At 67.6% G+C, this 16,672-nt stretch carries 30 protein-coding genes; all 30 read right to left on the reverse strand.

The window, feature by feature from the left end:
• Positions 1–75: 75 nt before the first annotated feature.
• The 30 genes from rplQ to rpsJ all read right to left on the reverse strand — a co-directional run bounded on the left by rplQ (position 76) and on the right by rpsJ (position 16,314).
• Positions 76–648 carry a 50S ribosomal protein L17 gene (gene rplQ / locus ACWGPF_RS13140; protein WP_452333241.1) on the reverse strand — a complete coding sequence of 191 codons (573 nt, stop codon included), beginning with the start codon at positions 646–648 and terminating at the stop codon, positions 76–78.
• A 35-nt stretch (positions 649–683) separates the two neighbouring features.
• On the reverse strand, positions 684–1,673 hold the full coding sequence (locus tag ACWGPF_RS13145; protein WP_345439272.1) for a DNA-directed RNA polymerase subunit alpha: 990 nt from the start codon (positions 1,671–1,673) through the stop codon (positions 684–686).
• A gap of 142 nt (positions 1,674–1,815) precedes the next feature.
• Positions 1,816–2,214 (reverse strand): 30S ribosomal protein S11, encoded by a 399-nt coding sequence (gene rpsK / locus ACWGPF_RS13150; protein ID WP_345439270.1) that lies wholly within the window; start codon positions 2,212–2,214, stop codon positions 1,816–1,818.
• A 28-nt stretch (positions 2,215–2,242) separates the two neighbouring features.
• Positions 2,243–2,617 carry a 30S ribosomal protein S13 gene (gene rpsM / locus ACWGPF_RS13155; RefSeq protein ID WP_345439268.1) on the reverse strand — a complete coding sequence of 125 codons (375 nt, stop codon included), beginning with the start codon at positions 2,615–2,617 and terminating at the stop codon, positions 2,243–2,245.
• Positions 2,618–2,784: 167 nt separating this feature from the next.
• Positions 2,785–2,901 (reverse strand): 50S ribosomal protein L36, encoded by a 117-nt coding sequence (rpmJ, locus tag ACWGPF_RS13160; protein ID WP_005050492.1) that lies wholly within the window; start codon positions 2,899–2,901, stop codon positions 2,785–2,787.
• A 64-nt stretch (positions 2,902–2,965) separates the two neighbouring features.
• Positions 2,966–3,193: a translation initiation factor IF-1 gene (gene infA / locus ACWGPF_RS13165; RefSeq protein ID WP_156242004.1), complete on the reverse strand. Its 228-nt coding sequence runs from the start codon at positions 3,191–3,193 to the stop codon at positions 2,966–2,968.
• A gap of 165 nt (positions 3,194–3,358) precedes the next feature.
• Entirely contained in the window at positions 3,359–4,048 is a 690-nt protein-coding gene (locus tag ACWGPF_RS13170) for a DsbA family protein (protein ID WP_452333242.1), read from the reverse strand.
• 22 nt (positions 4,049–4,070) lie between these two features.
• Positions 4,071–4,913, reverse strand: a complete 843-nt coding sequence (gene map / locus ACWGPF_RS13175) for a type I methionyl aminopeptidase (protein ID WP_452333243.1) — start codon at positions 4,911–4,913, stop codon at positions 4,071–4,073.
• Position 4,914: 1 nt separating this feature from the next.
• The gene (locus tag ACWGPF_RS13180; RefSeq protein ID WP_452333244.1) at positions 4,915–5,511 is read right to left on the reverse strand and encodes an adenylate kinase; all 597 of its coding nucleotides are present in this window, start codon (positions 5,509–5,511) and stop codon (positions 4,915–4,917) included.
• Entirely contained in the window at positions 5,508–6,833 is a 1,326-nt protein-coding gene (gene secY, locus ACWGPF_RS13185) for a preprotein translocase subunit SecY (RefSeq protein WP_452333245.1), read from the reverse strand. Before secY ends, ACWGPF_RS13180 begins: the two co-directional genes overlap by 4 nt.
• Before the next feature lie 110 nt (positions 6,834–6,943).
• Positions 6,944–7,405: a 50S ribosomal protein L15 gene (gene rplO / locus ACWGPF_RS13190; protein WP_345439257.1), complete on the reverse strand. Its 462-nt coding sequence runs from the start codon at positions 7,403–7,405 to the stop codon at positions 6,944–6,946.
• Complete coding sequence (gene rpmD, locus ACWGPF_RS13195) at positions 7,405–7,590, reverse strand: 50S ribosomal protein L30 (protein WP_345439255.1); 186 nt, start codon at positions 7,588–7,590, stop codon at positions 7,405–7,407. The genes rplO and rpmD overlap by 1 nt, the downstream gene beginning before the upstream one ends.
• Complete coding sequence (rpsE, locus tag ACWGPF_RS13200; RefSeq protein ID WP_345439253.1) at positions 7,590–8,243, reverse strand: 30S ribosomal protein S5; 654 nt, start codon at positions 8,241–8,243, stop codon at positions 7,590–7,592. The genes rpmD and rpsE overlap by 1 nt, the downstream gene beginning before the upstream one ends.
• Positions 8,244–8,263: 20 nt before the next feature.
• On the reverse strand, positions 8,264–8,623 hold the full coding sequence (gene rplR, locus ACWGPF_RS13205; protein WP_345439251.1) for a 50S ribosomal protein L18: 360 nt from the start codon (positions 8,621–8,623) through the stop codon (positions 8,264–8,266).
• Positions 8,624–8,625: 2 nt separating this feature from the next.
• Positions 8,626–9,162 (reverse strand): 50S ribosomal protein L6, encoded by a 537-nt coding sequence (gene rplF, locus ACWGPF_RS13210; protein ID WP_345439249.1) that lies wholly within the window; start codon positions 9,160–9,162, stop codon positions 8,626–8,628.
• A gap of 7 nt (positions 9,163–9,169) precedes the next feature.
• Complete coding sequence (gene rpsH / locus ACWGPF_RS13215) at positions 9,170–9,568, reverse strand: 30S ribosomal protein S8 (RefSeq protein ID WP_345439247.1); 399 nt, start codon at positions 9,566–9,568, stop codon at positions 9,170–9,172.
• 152 nt (positions 9,569–9,720) lie between these two features.
• Positions 9,721–10,311, reverse strand: coding sequence for a 50S ribosomal protein L5 (gene rplE / locus ACWGPF_RS13220; RefSeq protein ID WP_345439245.1), 591 nt, complete (start codon positions 10,309–10,311; stop codon positions 9,721–9,723).
• 2 nt (positions 10,312–10,313) lie between these two features.
• On the reverse strand, positions 10,314–10,673 hold the full coding sequence (rplX, locus tag ACWGPF_RS13225; protein WP_345439243.1) for a 50S ribosomal protein L24: 360 nt from the start codon (positions 10,671–10,673) through the stop codon (positions 10,314–10,316).
• A gap of 3 nt (positions 10,674–10,676) precedes the next feature.
• Positions 10,677–11,045: a 50S ribosomal protein L14 gene (gene rplN, locus ACWGPF_RS13230; protein WP_345439241.1), complete on the reverse strand. Its 369-nt coding sequence runs from the start codon at positions 11,043–11,045 to the stop codon at positions 10,677–10,679.
• Positions 11,042–11,326, reverse strand: coding sequence for a 30S ribosomal protein S17 (rpsQ, locus tag ACWGPF_RS13235; protein ID WP_345439239.1), 285 nt, complete (start codon positions 11,324–11,326; stop codon positions 11,042–11,044). The genes rplN and rpsQ overlap by 4 nt, the downstream gene beginning before the upstream one ends.
• A complete protein-coding gene (gene rpmC, locus ACWGPF_RS13240) occupies positions 11,326–11,631 on the reverse strand; it encodes a 50S ribosomal protein L29 (protein WP_345439237.1) in 306 nt (101 codons plus the stop codon). The genes rpsQ and rpmC overlap by 1 nt, the downstream gene beginning before the upstream one ends.
• Complete coding sequence (rplP, locus tag ACWGPF_RS13245; RefSeq protein WP_345439235.1) at positions 11,631–12,050, reverse strand: 50S ribosomal protein L16; 420 nt, start codon at positions 12,048–12,050, stop codon at positions 11,631–11,633. The genes rpmC and rplP overlap by 1 nt, the downstream gene beginning before the upstream one ends.
• A complete protein-coding gene (rpsC, locus tag ACWGPF_RS13250) occupies positions 12,050–12,805 on the reverse strand; it encodes a 30S ribosomal protein S3 (RefSeq protein ID WP_345439233.1) in 756 nt (251 codons plus the stop codon). The genes rplP and rpsC overlap by 1 nt, the downstream gene beginning before the upstream one ends.
• On the reverse strand, positions 12,805–13,200 hold the full coding sequence (gene rplV, locus ACWGPF_RS13255; protein WP_345439231.1) for a 50S ribosomal protein L22: 396 nt from the start codon (positions 13,198–13,200) through the stop codon (positions 12,805–12,807). Before rplV ends, rpsC begins: the two co-directional genes overlap by 1 nt.
• Before the next feature lie 22 nt (positions 13,201–13,222).
• Positions 13,223–13,504 carry a 30S ribosomal protein S19 gene (gene rpsS / locus ACWGPF_RS13260; protein ID WP_135063327.1) on the reverse strand — a complete coding sequence of 94 codons (282 nt, stop codon included), beginning with the start codon at positions 13,502–13,504 and terminating at the stop codon, positions 13,223–13,225.
• A gap of 11 nt (positions 13,505–13,515) precedes the next feature.
• Complete coding sequence (rplB, locus tag ACWGPF_RS13265) at positions 13,516–14,355, reverse strand: 50S ribosomal protein L2 (RefSeq protein WP_345439228.1); 840 nt, start codon at positions 14,353–14,355, stop codon at positions 13,516–13,518.
• 21 nt (positions 14,356–14,376) lie between these two features.
• Complete coding sequence (gene rplW, locus ACWGPF_RS13270) at positions 14,377–14,676, reverse strand: 50S ribosomal protein L23 (protein ID WP_345439226.1); 300 nt, start codon at positions 14,674–14,676, stop codon at positions 14,377–14,379.
• Positions 14,673–15,332 (reverse strand): 50S ribosomal protein L4, encoded by a 660-nt coding sequence (rplD, locus tag ACWGPF_RS13275; protein ID WP_452333246.1) that lies wholly within the window; start codon positions 15,330–15,332, stop codon positions 14,673–14,675. The genes rplW and rplD overlap by 4 nt, the downstream gene beginning before the upstream one ends.
• 5 nt (positions 15,333–15,337) lie before the next feature.
• Positions 15,338–15,997 carry a 50S ribosomal protein L3 gene (gene rplC, locus ACWGPF_RS13280; protein WP_345439222.1) on the reverse strand — a complete coding sequence of 220 codons (660 nt, stop codon included), beginning with the start codon at positions 15,995–15,997 and terminating at the stop codon, positions 15,338–15,340.
• 8 nt (positions 15,998–16,005) lie between these two features.
• The gene (gene rpsJ, locus ACWGPF_RS13285) at positions 16,006–16,314 is read right to left on the reverse strand and encodes a 30S ribosomal protein S10 (protein ID WP_156242027.1); all 309 of its coding nucleotides are present in this window, start codon (positions 16,312–16,314) and stop codon (positions 16,006–16,008) included.
• Positions 16,315–16,672 lie beyond the last annotated feature (358 nt).

A 16,672-nucleotide genomic window follows, 5' to 3' on the forward strand; every position in this document is an offset into this window, starting at 1 on the left:
GCAGGGGCGCCGCACCGTCCCGCACGCAGAAGCGCCCCGCACCTGACGGTGCGGGGCGCTTCGAGAGCGGGAGGCCTACTTGGCCTCGGTCTCCTCGGCCGGAGCCTCGGCAGCCTCGTCGGCAGCCGGCGCCTCGTCGGCGGCGGGCGCCTCGTCGGCGGCGGGAGCGTCCTCGGCCGGAGCCTCGGCGACCTCGGCCTCGGCAGTCTCCTCGCCCGGAGCCTCGTCCTCGACCGGAGCCGCAGCGGCGGTCTCGGCCTTCGGCGCGGCCTTCTTCGTCTTCGGCGACACGGGCTCGAGCACGAGCTCGATCACGGCCATGGGGGCGTTGTCGCCCTTGCGGTTGCCGACCTTCGTGATGCGCGTGTAGCCGCCCTCACGGTCCGCGACGAGCGGAGCGATCTCGTTGAACAGGACGTGCACGACTTCCTTGTCACCGATCACGGAAAGGACCGTGCGACGGGCGTGCAGGTCGCCGCGCTTGGCCTTGGTGATGAGGCGCTCAGCCAGGGGGCGGAGGCGCTTGGCCTTCGTCTCCGTGGTCTTGATCGACTTGTGGGTGAACAGAGCCGCGGCGAGGTTCGCGAGAAGCAGACGCTCGTGGGCGGGGCCGCCGCCGAGGCGGGCACCCTTCGTGGGCTTGGGCATTTCTTGTTACTCCAGAATCGGGGCGGGAAGTCGGATCAGAGGGACTCTTCGTCGTAGCCGCTGTAGAAGCCGGTGCCGTCGAAACCGGGCACCGAGTCCTTCAGCGACAGACCGAGCGAGACGAGCTTGTCGCGCACCTCGTCGACCGACTTCTGACCGAAGTTGCGGATGTTCATGAGCTGCGTCTCCGAGAGGGCGACGAGCTCGCTGACCGTGTTGATTCCCTCGCGCTTGAGGCAGTTGTACGAGCGGACCGACAGGTCGAGGTCCTCGATCGGCATCGACAGCTCGTTCGAGAGGACGGTCTCGACCGGCGCGGGGCCGATCTCGATGCCCTCCGCCTCGACGTTCAGCTCGCGGGCGAGACCGAACAGCTCGACGAGCGTGCGGCCGGCCGACGCGACGGCGTCGCGGGGCGCGATGGATGCCTTCGTCTCGACGTCCAGGATGAGCTTGTCGAAGTCGGTGCGCTCACCGGCACGGGTCGCGTCGACGCGGTAGCTCACCTTGAAGACGGGCGAGTAGATCGAGTCGACGGGGATCTGACCGGCCTCGGCGTACTCGTTGCGGTTCTGCGTCGCCGAGACGTAGCCGCGACCGCGCTCGATCGTGAGCTCGAGCTCGAACTTCGCGTCCGAGTTGAGCGTCGCGATGACGAGCTCGGGGTTGTGCACCTCGACGCCCGCGGGGGCAGAGATGTCGGCGGCCGTGACCTCGCCGGCGCCCGTCTTGCGGAGGTACGCCGTGATGGGCTCGTCGCGCTCGCTCGAGACGACCAGCTGCTTGATGTTGAGGATGATCTCGGTGACATCCTCCTTCACGCCGGGGATCGTGCTGAACTCGTGCAGCACGCCGTCGATGCGGATGCTCGTGACAGCCGCGCCGGGGATCGACGAGAGGAGGCTGCGGCGGAGCGCGTTGCCGATCGTGTAGCCGAAGCCGGGCTCGAGCGGCTCGATGACGAACCGGCTGCGGAACTCCGAGATCTTCTCCTCGGTGAGGGTCGGACGCTGTGCGATGAGCACTATGTGTTCCTTTCGATCAAGTGCCCGCTATATGACACTTGCGTGGATGAGGTCTTGAGTTGTACTCGGGACCCAGCGCGAGCCGGGCCGGAACGGCGAATGCGCCGGGGTGCTCTCGCGAGCACCCCGGCGAAGACGGTTCTCAGACGCGGCGGCGCTTCGGCGGACGGCAGCCGTTGTGCGCCTGCGGCGTGACATCCGAGATCGAGCCGACCTCGAGGCCCGCGGCCTGCAGCGAACGGATCGCGGTCTCGCGACCCGAGCCGGGGCCCTTGACGAAGACGTCGACCTTCTTGACGCCGTGCTCCTGCGCCTGGCGCGCAGCGGACTCCGCGGCGAGACCGGCGGCGAACGGCGTCGACTTGCGCGAGCCCTTGAAGCCCACGCCGCCCGACGACGCCCAGCTGATGACAGCGCCGGACGGGTCGGTGATCGACACGATCGTGTTGTTGAACGTCGACTTGATGTGGGCCTGGCCCAGCGCGATGTTCTTCTTCTCCTTGCGGCGCGGCTTGCGCGCAGCAGTCTTGGGTGCAGCCATGTTCTTCTCCTGAACCTATCCGCGCGCCTTAGCGGGCCTTCTTCTTACCGGCAACGGTGCGCTTGGGACCCTTGCGCGTACGCGCGTTGGTCTTCGTGCGCTGACCGCGGACCGGGAGGCCACGGCGGTGACGGAGGCCCTCGTAGGAGCCGATCTCGACCTTGCGGCGGATGTCGGCCGCCACCTCGCGGCGGAGGTCACCCTCCACCTTGTAGTTGCCCTCGATGTAGTCGCGCAGCGCGACGAGCTGGTCGTCCGAGAGGTCCTTGACGCGGATGTTCTCGTCGATGCCCGTGGCGGCGAGGATCTCGTTCGAGCGGGTACGGCCAACGCCGTAGATGTACGTGAGTGCGATCACCACGCGCTTGTCGCGCGGGATGTCGACGCCGGCAAGACGTGCCATGCGGTTCTCCTGTTGTCGATGGAGGTGTGGAGCAGGATCGGTGCCCGGGCCTCCGCCCCGAGGTGTCCCCCGCCGTGCGGGTTCTGATCCTGCCGAGATTCAGTTGTCGGTGTCTGCGCTGCGCGCCTCGCGAGACCTCGTATGAGGATCCTCGTGCGAGGCTCGGCTCAACCCTGGCGCTGCTTGTGGCGCGGGTTGCTCTTGCAGATCACCATGACGCGGCCGTGGCGGCGGATCACCTTGCAGTGGTCGCAGATCGGCTTGACGCTGGGGTTGACCTTCATGTTGCTTCCTGTTCGCTGTCTTCGTACCGGCGTGCGGGCACGCCGGTCGTTACTTCTCGGCCGATCAGCGGTAGCGGTAGACGATACGACCGCGCGTGAGGTCGTACGGGCTCAGCTCGACGACGACACGGTCCTCGGGGATGATGCGGATGTAGTTCTGGCGCATCTTGCCCGAGATCGTCGCGAGCACCTTGTGCCCAGCGGGCTTGTCGAGCTCGACACGGAACATCGCGTTCGGCAGCGCCTCCACGATGGTCCCCTCGGACTCGATGACTCCGTCTTTCTTCGCCATAGCCTCGCTCGCGTAGCTGCAGACCGGCCGGTCTGCGGTGGGTGGGATGGTGGTGCCGGCTCGTCTCGACGACACGCCGGGATGAGGCGCAAGGCACCAAAGATCTATGTTAGGTCACGTCGGGCGTGTCGGCAACCTCGGCGTGTCGCCGGGTCGCGCCGACGGTCACTGCGCGAGGAGCGGGGCCAGGTCGGCCTCGGGGCCCGTGAACGAGATGTTCGCGATCTCGCCGTTGACGACGATCGTCGGCGTGGAGATGCCCGTGGCGCCCTCCGCGATCGGGGTGTCCTGCGTCTTCTCGGTGACGTAGTCCATGTACTCGCCGCCGGCGATGCACGACGCGGCATCCGCTGCGCCGACCTGCGAGGCGTAGTCGGCGAGCTGGTCGTCCGTGAGGCCCTCCGTCGACTCGGCCGGCTGGTTCGCGAACAGCTTGTCGACGTAGGGATAGAAGGCCTCGGGGTTCGACTCCGCGACGCAGTACGCGGCGCTCGCGGCGCGGGTCGAGTACTGGGTCCCCATCGACGCGTTGTCGAGGATCGAGATGGGGTGGATGACGAGGGTCGCGTCCCCCGACGACACCTTCTCGCTCACGTACTCGCTGTAGCCGTCCCAGTACTGCCCGCAGTAGGGGCACATGAAGTCGACGTACTCCTCGATGACGTCGGCGCCCTCGCCCAGGCTGATGCCGCCCGTGTCCTCGTTGACGACGCCGTCGGCGGGCGCCGCGGCGGGTGCCGAGGCCGCATTGTTCATCGTCACGACGAGCGCGCCGACGCCCACCACCGCGACCACGACGACGATCGAGATGATGATCGCGAACCAGTTCGTCTTCTTGCCAGGGCTTGCCATCATCACTGCTGTCTTCTCCGGTCGGTCAGGCGAGGGGCTCGGGGACGACGCCGAACGCGGCGAGAGCAGACGCTCCCCCGTCGGGCGCGGTGAGAACCCAGATGCCGCCATCATGCACGGCGACGCTGTGCTCCCAGTGAGAGCCGTCGGAGCCGTCGACGGTGGAGACGGTCCAGTCGTCGTCCTCGACGAACACCTCGTCCGATCCCGCCGTCATCATCGGCTCGATGCACACGGTGAGGCCGGGGCGCACATCCGCGCCGCGCTCGGGGGTGCGGTAGTTGAAGATCGACGGAGCCTCGTGCATCTTCCGCCCGATGCCGTGGCCGACGTAGTCGCGCAGGATGCCGGCCGGCGCGCCCGTCGACAGCGGGTGCGCCTCGATGAAGTCCTGGATGGCGGCGCCCACCTCGCCGAGGTGGGATGCGCGGGCGAGCGCGGCGATGCCGGCCCACATGGACCCCTCCGTCACGCGCGAGAGCTCCTCGCGACGCGCGGCGACCGCGGGGTCTCCGCCCGGCACGACGACCGTGATCGCCGAGTCGCCGTTCCAGCCGTCTGGCGTCTCGGCTCCCGAGTCGATCGACACGATGTCACCCGGTTCGATGACGCGTCCGCCGGGGATGCCGTGCACCACCTGCTCGTTGACGGAGATGCACGTCGTGTGCCGGTACCCGCGCACGAGCTGGAAGTTCGAACGTGCACCGCGTGCGACGATCACGTCGTGCGCCGCCGCATCGAGCTCGCCCGTCGTGATGCCGGGGCGGATGATCCGGCGCACCTCGTCGAGCGATGCCGCCGTGACGAGGCCGGGTGCGACCATCCCCCGCAGCTGCGCCGCGTTCTTGTAGGGCGAGCGGCGGAACACGCTACGCGGCCACGCGCGCGAGGCCGCGCGCCTCGAGCGCGGAGAAGATGCGCTCGGTGATCTCGTCGAGCGAGCCGACGCCGTCGATCCGGTCGACGATGCCGCGCGCGCCGTAGACGTCGAGGATGGGCGCCGTCTCGGACTCGTAGATGTCGAGCCGCTTCGCGATCGCCTCGGCCGTGTCGTCGGTGCGCCCCTGCTCCTCGGCGCGCTTGGCGATGCGCGCGATCGACTCGTCGCGCGGCACGTCGAGGAGGATCACGGCGTCGAGGCTCTCGCCCCGACCGCCGAGGAACGCATCGAGGTGCTCCACCTGCGCCGCGTTGCGGGGGTATCCGTCGAGCAGGAATCCGCCCTGGGCGTCGTCCTGCGACAGCCGGTCGCGCACGATCTCGCTCGTCACCTCGTCGGGCACGAGGTTGCCCGCGTCGGTGATCGCCTTCACGGTGCGGCCGAGCTCGGTGCCCTGCTGGATGTTCGCGCGGAAGATGTCGCCCGTCGAGACGACGGGGACGCCGAAGGCCTCGGCGACGAGCACGCCCTGCGTGCCCTTGCCGGAGCCCTGCGGTCCGACGATCAGGAGGCGGGTCGCGGTCATCGGAGGAGCCCTTCGTAATGGCGCTGCTGCAGCTGCGCGTCGATCTGCTTCACGGTCTCGAGGCCGACGCCGACGATGATGAGGATCGAGGCGCCGCCGAACGGGAAGTTCTGGTTGGCGCCGACCGTCGCGAGCGCGATGAGCGGGATGAGCGCGATGAGGCCCAGGTACAGCGAGCCGGGCAGCGTGATGCGCGTCAGCACGTAGTCGAGGTACTCGGCCGTCGGGCGGCCCGCGCGGATGCCGGGGATGAAGCCGCCGTACTTCTTCATGTTGTCGGCGACGTCGACCGGGTTGAACGTGATGGCCACGTAGAAGTACGTGAAGCCGATGATGAGGAGGAAGTAGACCGCCATGTACGCCGGGTGGTCGCCCGTCGTCAGGTAGTTGTTGATCCACGTGACCCAGCCCGGCAGGTTGCCCTCGGCGTCGGGCGTGGAGTTGAACTGCGCGATGAGCGACGGGATGTACAGCAGCGACGACGCGAAGATCACGGGCACGACGCCCGCCATGTTCACCTTGATCGGGATGTACGTGTTCGTCCCGCCGTACGTGCGGCGTCCGACCATCCGCTTGGCGTACTGCACCGGGATGCGGCGCTGCGACTGCTCGACGAAGACGACGGCCGCGACGACGACGACGCCCACCGCGAGCACGAGCAGGAAGATCTCGAAGCCGCGCGCCTGCCAGATCGACCACATGGCGGCGGGGAACGTCGCGGCGATCGACGTGAAGATGAGCAGCGACATGCCGTTGCCGATGCCGCGCTCGGTCACGAGCTCGGCGAACCACATGATGAGCCCGGTGCCTGCCGTCATCGTGATGATGAGGAGCAGCTGCGCCCACCACACGTCGTTCGTGAGCAGCTCGGTGCACTCCGGGATGCCCGTCACGCCGAACAGCTGCCCGCTGCGGGCGACGGTGATGAGCGTCGTCGACTGCAGCAGCGCGAGCGCGATCGTGAGGTAGCGCGTGTACTGCGTGAGCTTCGCCTGGCCCTGCTGGCCCTCCTTGTAGAGGGTCTCGAAGTGCGGGATGACCACGCGCAGCAGCTGGGTGATGATCGTCGCCGTGATGTACGGCATGACGCCGAGGGCGAAGATGGACAGCTGCAGCAGCGCGCCGCCCGAGAACAGGTTCACGAGCGAGAGGAGGCCCTGCGCGCCGGACGTCTGGTCGATGCAGCTCTGCACGTTCGGGAAGTTGACGAACGGTGCGGGGACGTGCGCGCCGAAACGGTACACGGCGATGATCCCGAGCGTGAAGCCGATCTTCCGACGCAGGTCGGGCGTGCGGAAGATCCGCGCGATGGCGCTGAACAAGGAAGGGCCTCCCAGTGGAATGGAGCGATGCGCGACCGTTATCAGGCGCACCACGCTCCAGAGTAACGGAAAGGGCCGGAGGCGTTCGCCTCCGGCCCTTTCACGGGGTCTTACTTGATGCTGCCGCCGGCGGCGACGATCTTCTGCTCAGCCGAGCCGGAGACCTTGTCGACGTCCACGGTCAGGGCGACGGCGATCTCGCCGCCTCCCAGGACCTTGACCTTCTCGTTCTTGCGAACGGCGCCCTTGGCGACGAGGTCGGCGACGGTCACGTCGCCGCCCTGGGGGTAGAGCTCCGCGAGCTTGTCCAGGTTCACGACCTGGTACTCGACGCGGAACGGGTTCTTGAAGCCACGGAGCTTCGGGGTGCGCATGTGCAGCGGCATCTGGCCACCCTCGAAGCCGACGCGCACGGTGTTGCGGGCCTTCGTGCCCTTCGTGCCGCGACCGGCCGTCTTGCCCTTCGAGCCCTCACCGCGACCCTTGCGGGTCTTCGCGGTGTTGGCACCGGGGACGGGACGGAGGTGGTGGGCCTTCAGCACGCCGGGGCGCTGCTCGTTGCTCTCAGCCATCAGTCGATCTCCTCAACCTTCACGAGGTGAGCGACCGTGCGCACGTAGCCGCGCGTCTGCTGGTCGTCGGGACGGACGACCGAGTCGCCGATCCGCTTGAGACCGAGGCTGCGCAGCGTGTCACGCTGGTTCTGCTTCTCGCTCACCTTGGACTTGATCTGCGTCACCTTCAGACGCGAAGCCATCAGGCACCTGCCTTTGCACTCGCGGCGGCCTCGGCCTCCGCACGCACGAGACGAGCCGGGGCGACCTGGTCGAAGTCGAGACCACGGCGCGCGGCGACCGCACGGGGCTCCTCGAGCTGCTTCAGGGCCTCGACGGTCGCGTGCACGATGTTGATCGTGTTCGACGAGCCGAGCGACTTCGAGAGCACGTCGTGGATGCCGGCGCACTCGAGGACGGCGCGGACGGGGCCGCCCGCGATGACACCGGTACCGGCGGCAGCCGGACGGAGCAGGACGACGCCCGCGGCCGCCTCACCCTGCACGGGGTGCGGGATGGTGCTGCCGACGCGGGGGACGCGGAAGAAGTTGCGCTTCGCGTCCTCGACGCCCTTGGAGATGGCCAGGGGCACCTCGCGGGCCTTGCCGTAGCCGACGCCCACGACGCCGTTGCCGTCGCCCACGACGACGAGCGCCGTGAAGCTGAAGCGGCGACCGCCCTTGACGACCTTCGACACGCGGTTGATCGTGACGACGCGCTCCAGGAACTGGCTGTCGGCGCCACGGCCGTTGCGGTCGTTCCCGCGGCTGTTGCGATCGCGACCGCCGCGGCGAGGCTCACGCTCGCGGCGCTCCTCGGTCTGCTCGGGCGCTGCCTGAGCGGCTTCGGTGGTCACTTCGGTCTCCTTGATCTCACTCACAGGTTCAGGCCTCCCTCGCGGGCGCCGTCGGCGATCGCGGCGACGCGGCCGGCGTAGCGGTTGCCTCCGCGGTCGAACACGACGGCCTCGATGCCGGCGGCCTTCGCACGCTCGGCGACGAGCTCGCCGACCTTGCGGGCCTTGGCGGTCTTGTCGCCCTCGAACGAGCGCAGGTCGGTCTCGAGCGTCGACGCGCTGGCGAGGGTGTGGCCCTTGCTGTCGTCGACGACCTGGACGAAGACGTGGCGCGCGGAGCGCGTGACGACGAGGCGCGGACGCAGCTCGCTGCCCACGACCTTCTTGCGAAGGCGGGTGTGACGACGCGACCGGGCGGCGGACTTCGACTTCACAGCCATGATTACTTACCAGCCTTTCCGGCCTTGCGACGCACGACCTCGCCGGCGTAGCGCACGCCCTTGCCCTTGTAGGGCTCGGGCTTGCGGATCTTGCGGATGTTGGCAGCCACCTCGCCGACGGCCTGCTTGTCGATGCCGCTGACGGTGAGCTTGTTGTTGCCCTCGACCGTGAACGTGATGCCGGTCGGCGGCTCGACGGTGACCGGGTGCGAGAAGCCCAGGGCGAACTCGACGGACGAGCCCTTCTGCGCGACGCGGTAACCCGTGCCGACGACCTCGAGGCCCTTGGTGTAGCCCTGGGTCACGCCGATGATGTTGTTGGAGATGAGGGTGCGGGTGAGACCGTGCAGGGCACGCGACTCACGCTCGTCGTCGGGGCGGGTGACGAGAACCTGGTTCTCCTCGACCTTGACCTCGATCGGCTTCGCGACCTCGAGGGCGAGCTCGCCCTTGGGGCCCTTGACCGCAACCGTGGACCCGTCGACCGTCACAGAGACGCCGGCGGGGATGTCGATGGGAAGACGTCCGATACGCGACATGGTTCGATCACCACACGTAGGCGAGAACTTCTCCGCCCACGCCCTTCTGCTCGGCCTGGCGGTCCGTGAGGAGCCCGCTGGAGGTGGACAGGATGGCGACGCCGAGTCCGCCGAGGACGCGAGGGAGCTCCGTGGACTTCGCGTACACGCGGAGACCGGGCTTCGACACGCGCTTGATGCCGGCGATCGACCGCTCGCGGTTGGGGCCGTACTTCAGCGTCAGCGTGAGGGTCTTGCCCACGCGGGCGTCAGACTCCTCCCACGACGCGATGTAGCCCTCCTGCTTGAGGATGTCGGCGATGTGCGTCTTGAGCTTGCTCGACGGCAGCGACACGGAGTCGTGGTGCGCCGAGTTCGCGTTGCGCAGACGGGTCAGCAGATCTGCGACCGGGTCTGTCATTGTCATATGACTTGTCCTTCGTTCATGAGGTTTCGGCTGCCGTTACACGACAGACGACCTTCGATGACTGGCTGTGTTCAGTTGTGGGATGTCATGCGTGTGGCCCCCGCGGCACACGACCGCGGGGGCCACACGCATGAAGCAAACGCCCTAGTGTATCAGGCCTCGTCGTTCTTGCCCACGAAGGGGAAGCCGAGGTGGCGCAGGAACGCGCGTCCCTCGTCGTCCGACTTCGCGGAGGTGACGATCGTGATGTCGAAACCGCGGACGCGGTCGATCTTGTCCTGGTCGATCTCGTGGAAGATCGACTGCTCCGTCACACCGAAGGTGTAGTTGCCGTTGCCGTCGAACTGCTTCGGCGACAGGCCGCGGAAGTCGCGGATACGGGGCAGGGCGAGCGAGATGAGGCGGTCCAGGAACTCCCACGCGCGGTCGCCGCGGAGGGTGACGTGCGCGCCGATGGCCTGGCCCTCGCGCAGCTTGAACTGCGCGATCGACTTCTTGGCCTTCGTCACGACGGGCTTCTGGCCGGTGATGGCGGTGAGGTCTGCGACCGCGCCCTCGATGACCTTGCTGTCGCGAGCGGCCTCGCCGACACCCGTGTTCACGACGACCTTGACGAGGCCGGGAATCTGCATCGGGTTGGCGTAGCCGAACTCGTCCTGCAGCTTCTGGCGGATCTCGTCGCGGTAGACCTGCTTCTTGCGCGGCTGGATTTTGCCAGTCTGCGCTGCGGTGTCCGTGCTCATTGTCAGATGTCCTTACCCGACTTCTTCGCGTAGCGCACGCGAACCGTCTTCTTGACGCCGTCCTTGACCTGCTCCTCGACGCGGAAGCCGACGCGGGTCGGCTTCTTCGTCTCGGGGTCGACGAGCGCGACGTTCGACACGTGGATCGGGGCCTCGAAGGTCTCGATGCCACCCGTCTTGGTGCCGCGCTGCGTCTGGCCGACGCGGTTGTGCTTGGTGATGTAGTTGACGCCCTCGACGACGACGCGGTTGCCGCCGTCGACGATCTCGAGCACCTTGCCCTGCTTGCCGCGGTCTCCGCCGCGCTCGGGCTTGGCGCCGGTGATCACCTGGACGAGGTCGCCCTTCTTGATGTTCGCCATGAGTTACAGCACCTCCGGGGCGAGCGAGACGATCTTCATGAACTTGCGGTCGCGCAGCTCACGGCCGACCGGGCCGAAGATGCGGGTGCCGCGGGGCTCCCCGTCGTTCTTCAGGATCACGGCGGCGTTCTCGTCGAACTTGATGTAGGAGCCGTCGGCGCGACGGGTCTCCTTGACGGTGCGGACGACGACCGCCTTGACGACGTCGCCCTTCTTCACGTTGCCGCCGGGGATCGCGTCCTTGACGGTGGCGACGATCGTGTCACCGAGGCCCGCGTAGCGGCGGTTCGAACCGCCGAGCACGCGGATGGTGAGCAGCTCCTTGGCGCCGGTGTTGTCGGCGACCTTGAGTCGGGATTCGTTCTGAATCACTTGGCCTTCTCCACGATCTCGACCAGGCGGAAGCGCTTGGTCGCGCTGAGCGGACGCGTCTCGTTGATCACGACGAGGTCGCCGATGCCGGCGCTGTTCTGCTCGTCATGAGCCTTGAGCTTCTTGGTGCGACGGATGACCTTGCCGTAGAGGGGGTGCTTCACGCGGTCCTCGACCTCGACGACGATCGTCTTGTCCATCTTGTCGCTCACGACGTAGCCGCGGAACGACTTGCGGTAACCGCGCTCGACGGTCTCCTCGGTCTTGTTCTCGGTGGCCATCACTCAGCCTCTCCCTCGGCGGCAGCCGGCTCTGCAGCCTTCTTCGCCTTGCTCTTCTTGGCCTTGGTCTCCACGGGCGCGGGCGTCGCGCGGATCCCGAGCTCGCGCTCGCGGATCACCGTGTAGAGACGGGCGATGTCGCGCTTGACGGCGCGGATGCGGCCATGGCTCTCCAGCTGGCCGGTGGCCGACTGGAAACGGAGGTTGAACAGCTCCTCCTTGGCCTTGCGCAGCTCCTCGGCGAGGCGCTGGTCTTCGAACGTGTCGAGCTCCTTGGGGGCGAGCTCCTTGGTGCCGATCGCCATTACGCGTCGCCCTCCTCGCGCTTGATGATGCGTGCCTTGAGCGGCAGCTTGTGGATTGCCCGGGTGAGTGCCTCGCGAGCGAGCTGCTCGTTGACACCCGCGACCTCGAAGAGGACGCGGCCCGGCTTGACGTTGGCGACCCACCACTCGGGCGAGCCCTTGCCGGAGCCCATTCGGGTCTCGGCCGGCTTCTTGGTGAGCGGGCGGTCGGGGTAGATGTTGATCCACACCTTTCCACCACGCTTGATGTGACGCGTCATGGCGATACGAGCCGCCTCGATCTGACGGTTCGTCACGTAGGCCGGCGTGAGCGCCTGGATGCCGTACTCGCCGAAGGAGACCTTCGTGCCGCCGGTCGCCGCGCCATCCCGCTTGGGGTGGTGCTGCTTCCGGTACTTGACCTTGCGGGGGATGAGCATTACGCCGACGCTCCTTCCGCGACCGGAGCGGCCTCGTCGTTGCGACGGGGCCCGCGGCGGCCGCCACGGTCGCGCGAAGCGGGCTTGCGCGAAGCCTCTTCACGCGCGAGTTCCTTGTTGGTGAGGTCGCCCTTGTAGATCCAGACCTTCACGCCGATGCGGCCGAAGGTGGTCTTCGCCTCGTAGAAGCCGTAGTCGATGTTCGCGCGCAGCGTGTGCAGCGGCACACGACCCTCGCGGTAGAACTCCGAACGGCTCATCTCGGCGCCGCCGAGACGGCCCGAGACCTGGATCCGGACGCCCTTGGCGCCGGCGCGCTGGGCGCCCTGCAGGCCCTTGCGCATCGCGCGGCGGAAGGCCACGCGGGCGCTGAGCTGCTCGGCGACGCCCTGGGCGACGAGCTGAGCGTCGGCCTCGGGGTTCTTCACCTCGAGGATGTTCAGCTGGATCTGCTTGCCCGTGAGCTTCTCGAGCTCGCTGCGGATGCGCTCGGCCTCCGCACCGCGGCGGCCGATGACGATACCGGGGCGCGCGGTGTGGATGTCGACGCGCACGCGGTCGCGGGTGCGCTCGATCTCGATGCTCGAGACGCCGGCGCGGTCGAGCGTCGTCGTCAGGAGCTTGCGGATCTTGATGTCCTCGGCCACGTAGTCGGCGTAACGCTGACCCGGCTTGGTCGAGTCAGAGAACCAGCGCGAGACGTGGTCCGTGGTGATGCCGAGACGGAAGCCGTACGGGTTGACCTTCTGTCCCATTACTTGCTCGCCTTCTTCTGCTCCGCCGGGGCCGCCTCGGCGGCGTCCGGCGTGGAGAGCACGACCGTGATGTGGCTCGTGCGCTTCTTGATCTGGAACGCGCGGCCCTGGGCACGAGGCTGGAAGCGCTTGAGCGTCGTCCCCTCGTCCACGAAGGCGTTCTTCACGTACAGGTCCTGCTCGTTCAGGTACTCGCCGGCATTGCCGGCCTTGACCTGCGCGTTGGCGATCGCCGACTCGACGAGCTTGTAGATCGGGTCCGAGGCGGACTGCTGCGCGAACTTGAGGATCGCGAGCGCCTCCTGGGCCTGCTTGCCCTTGATGAGGGCAACGACACGGCGAGCCTTCTGAGGGGTCACGCGGATGTGTCGCACACGTGCGATGGACTCCACCATTTCTCTCTCCTCTCAGGTCGCCTTAGCGGCGACGGCCCTTCTTGTCGTCCTTCACGTGACCGCGGAAGGTGCGGGTGGGCGCGAACTCGCCCAGCTTGTGGCCGACCATGGTCTCGGTCACGAACACGGGGATGTGCTTGCGACCGTCGTGCACGGCGATGGTGTGTCCCAGCATGGCGGGGATGATCATCGAACGGCGCGACCAGGTCTTGATGACGTTCTTGGAACCCGCCTCGTTCTGCGAGACAACCTTGCGAAGCAGGTGCTCGTCGACGAAGGGGCCCTTCTTCAGACTGCGTGGCATCTTCTTGACTCCTACTTGCGCTTCTTGCCGGCGTTACGACGACGAACGATGAGCTTGTCGCTTTCCTTGTTCGCGTGACGGGTGCGGCCCTCAGGCTGACCCCACGGCGTGACGGGGTTGCGACCACCGGAGGTCTTGCCCTCACCACCACCGTGCGGGTGGTCGACCGGGTTCATCGCGACACCGCGGACGGTCGGGCGCACGCCCTTCCAGCGCTTGCGGCCGGCCTTGCCCCAGTTGATGTTCGACTGCTCAGCGTTGCCGACCTCGCCGATCGTGGCGCGGCAGCGCACGTCGACGTTGCGGACCTCGCCCGAGGGCAGGCGCAGCTGGGCGTAGGGGCCGTCCTTCGCGACGAGACGCACCGAGGCGCCCGCCGAACGAGCCAGCTTCGCACCGCCGCCGGGACGGAGCTCGATCGCGTGGATCACCGTACCGGTCGGGATGTTGCGCAGCGGCAGGTTGTTACCGGGCTTGATGTCGGCGCCGGCACCCGACTCGACGACATCGCCCTGGCGCAGCTTCTCGGGCGCGAGGATGTAGCGCTTCTCGCCGTCGAAGTAGTGCAGGAGCGCGATGCGCGCGGTGCGGTTGGGGTCGTACTCGATGTGAGCGACCTTGGCGTTGATGCCGTCCTTGTCGTTGCGACGGAAGTCGATGACGCGGTACTGGCGCTTGTGCCCGCCGCCGATGTGGCGGGTGGTGATGCGGCCCTGGTTGTTGCGGCCGCCCGTCTTGGCGAGCGGGCGCAGCAGCGACTTCTCGGGGGTCGATCGCGTGATCTCGGCGAAGTCAGCCACCGACGAGCCGCGGCGACCCGGGGTCGTGGGCTTGTAATTGCGAATAGCCATTGTTCTCTCCTCCTCCGCGGGTCAGGCGACGGCCGTGAAGATGTCGATGGTGCCCGACTTCAGAGTCACGATGGCGCGCTTGGTGTCCTTGCGCTTGCCGGTGCCGAAGCGGGTGCGGCGGGACTTGCCGACGCGGTTGATCGTGTTCACCGAGGCGACCTTCACATCGAAGATCTTCTCGATCGCGAGCTTGATCTCCGTCTTGTTCGAGCGGGGGTCCACGATGAACGTGTACTTGCCCTCGTCGATCAGGCCGTAGCTCTTCTCGGAGACGACGGGCGACAGGATGATGTCGCGCGGGTCCTTGTTGAGCGCGGTCATGCCGAGACCTCCTGGGTGGCGCCGGACTTCAGCGCGATGAACGCGTCGATCGCGGCCTTCGTGAACACGACGTCGTCGGACGTGACCACGTCGTAGGCGTTGAGCTGGTCGGCCGACAGGACGTGCACGTTCGCGAGGTTGCGAACGCTCAGCCAGCCGAAGTCGTCGGTGCGGTCGAGCACGACGAGGACCTTCTTCGAGGTCGTGACCTGCGCAAGGAAGGACGCAGCGGCCTTCGTCGAGGGCTTCTCGGCGCCGAACGCGTCGACGATGTGCAGGCGGCCGCCGCGGAGACGGTCGCTGAGCACGCCCGCGAGGGCGGCGGCGATCATCTTCTTGGGGGTGCGCTGCGAGTAGTCGCGCGGCTTCGGGCCGTGGACGATGCCACCGCCGGTCATGTGCGGCGCGCGGATCGAGCCCTGACGGGCGTTGCCCGTGCCCTTCTGCTTGAAGGGCTTGCGGCCGGCGCCGGAGACCTCGCCGCGACGCTTGGTCGAGTGCGTGCCCTGGCGAGCCGCCGCGAGCTGCGCGACGACGACCTGGTGGATCAGCGGGATGTTCGTCTTGACGTCGAACACCGAGGCGGGAAGCTCGACCGTGCCGGTCTTCTTGCCGTCGGTTCCGAGAACGTCGAGGGCGAGCGTGGAGTCAGCCATCTAACTCAGGCTCCCTTCACAGCGTTGCGGACGAAGACGATCCGACCGCGCGCACCGGGGACGGCGCCCTTGACGAGCAGCAGACCCTTCTCGGCGTCGACGGCGTGGACCGTGAGGTTGAGGACGGTCACGCGCTCGCCGCCCATACGGCCGGCCATGCGCATGCCCTTGAAGACGCGGCTCGGGGTCGACGATGCGCCGATCGAGCCGGGCTTGCGGTGGTTGCGGTGCGCACCGTGCGAAGCCGAGACGCCCTTGAAGTTGTGGCGCTTCATGACACCCGCGGTGCCCTTGCCCTTGCTCGTGCCGACGACGTCGACGAGCTGGCCGGCCTCGAACGTGCCGTCCACCGTGAGCTCCTGGCCCAGGGTGTAGTCGGCGGCGTCCGCGGTGCGGATCTCGGTGAGGTGACGACGGGGCGTCACGCCCGCGGCCTCGAAGTGGGCCGTGAGGGGCTTGTTCACCTTGCGGGGGTCGATCTGGCCGTAGCCGATCTGCACGGCGTTGTAGCCGTCCTTCTCGACCGAGCGCAGCTGCGTGACCACGTTGGGGGCGAGCTCGATCACCGTGACGGGGATGAGCTTGCCGTTCTCGTTCCAGACCTGGGTCATCCCGAGCTTCGTGCCCAGGAGGCCCTTCGAAACCTTGTTGTTGATGTCAGCCATGTCGGACCTCAGAGCTTGATCTCGATGTTGACGTCAGCAGGGAGGTCCAGGCGCATGAGCGAGTCGACCGCCTTGGGGGTCGGGTCGACGATGTCGATGAGGCGCTTGTGGGTGCGCATCTCGAAGTGCTCGCGGCTGTCCTTGTACTTGTGGGGCGAACGGATGACCGCCACGACGTTCTTCTCCGTCGGGAGCGGCACCGGGCCGACGACCTGAGCGCCGGCACGGGTCACCGTGTCGACGATCTTGCGCGCCGACGAGTCGATGACCTCGTGGTCATACGACTTCAGGCGAATGCGGATCTTCTGTCCCGCCATTGTCTGTCTCTCTTTCCGCGTCGTACCTCGGGGGCATTGGACGCACAGGCGCATGTTCGATGCCGCCCGGAGGCGGCTGATGCTGCACCGCTGTTCATCTGTCAGTCCGCACTCCTCCCCCGGAGGGGTGGAGGGGGGTGATGTCGTTCTGCTGCCCGCGGCCTAGATCCCTGCGCGTTTCCGCGCCGTCTATGCACTGCCCTGGCAGTGATCCGCACGCGCCGAAGCGCACGCCGGAATGTGGAACCTGTCTATTCTGCCATCCCGCCGATGTCGGCGCAACCCGGGCGTGTCGCGTCGCGATGCCAGTCGTCCGTAGGCGACGACGACGGGGGCGCATCCCTCGGATGCGCCCCCG

Source organism: Microbacterium sp. NPDC055683 (assembly GCF_053617895.1).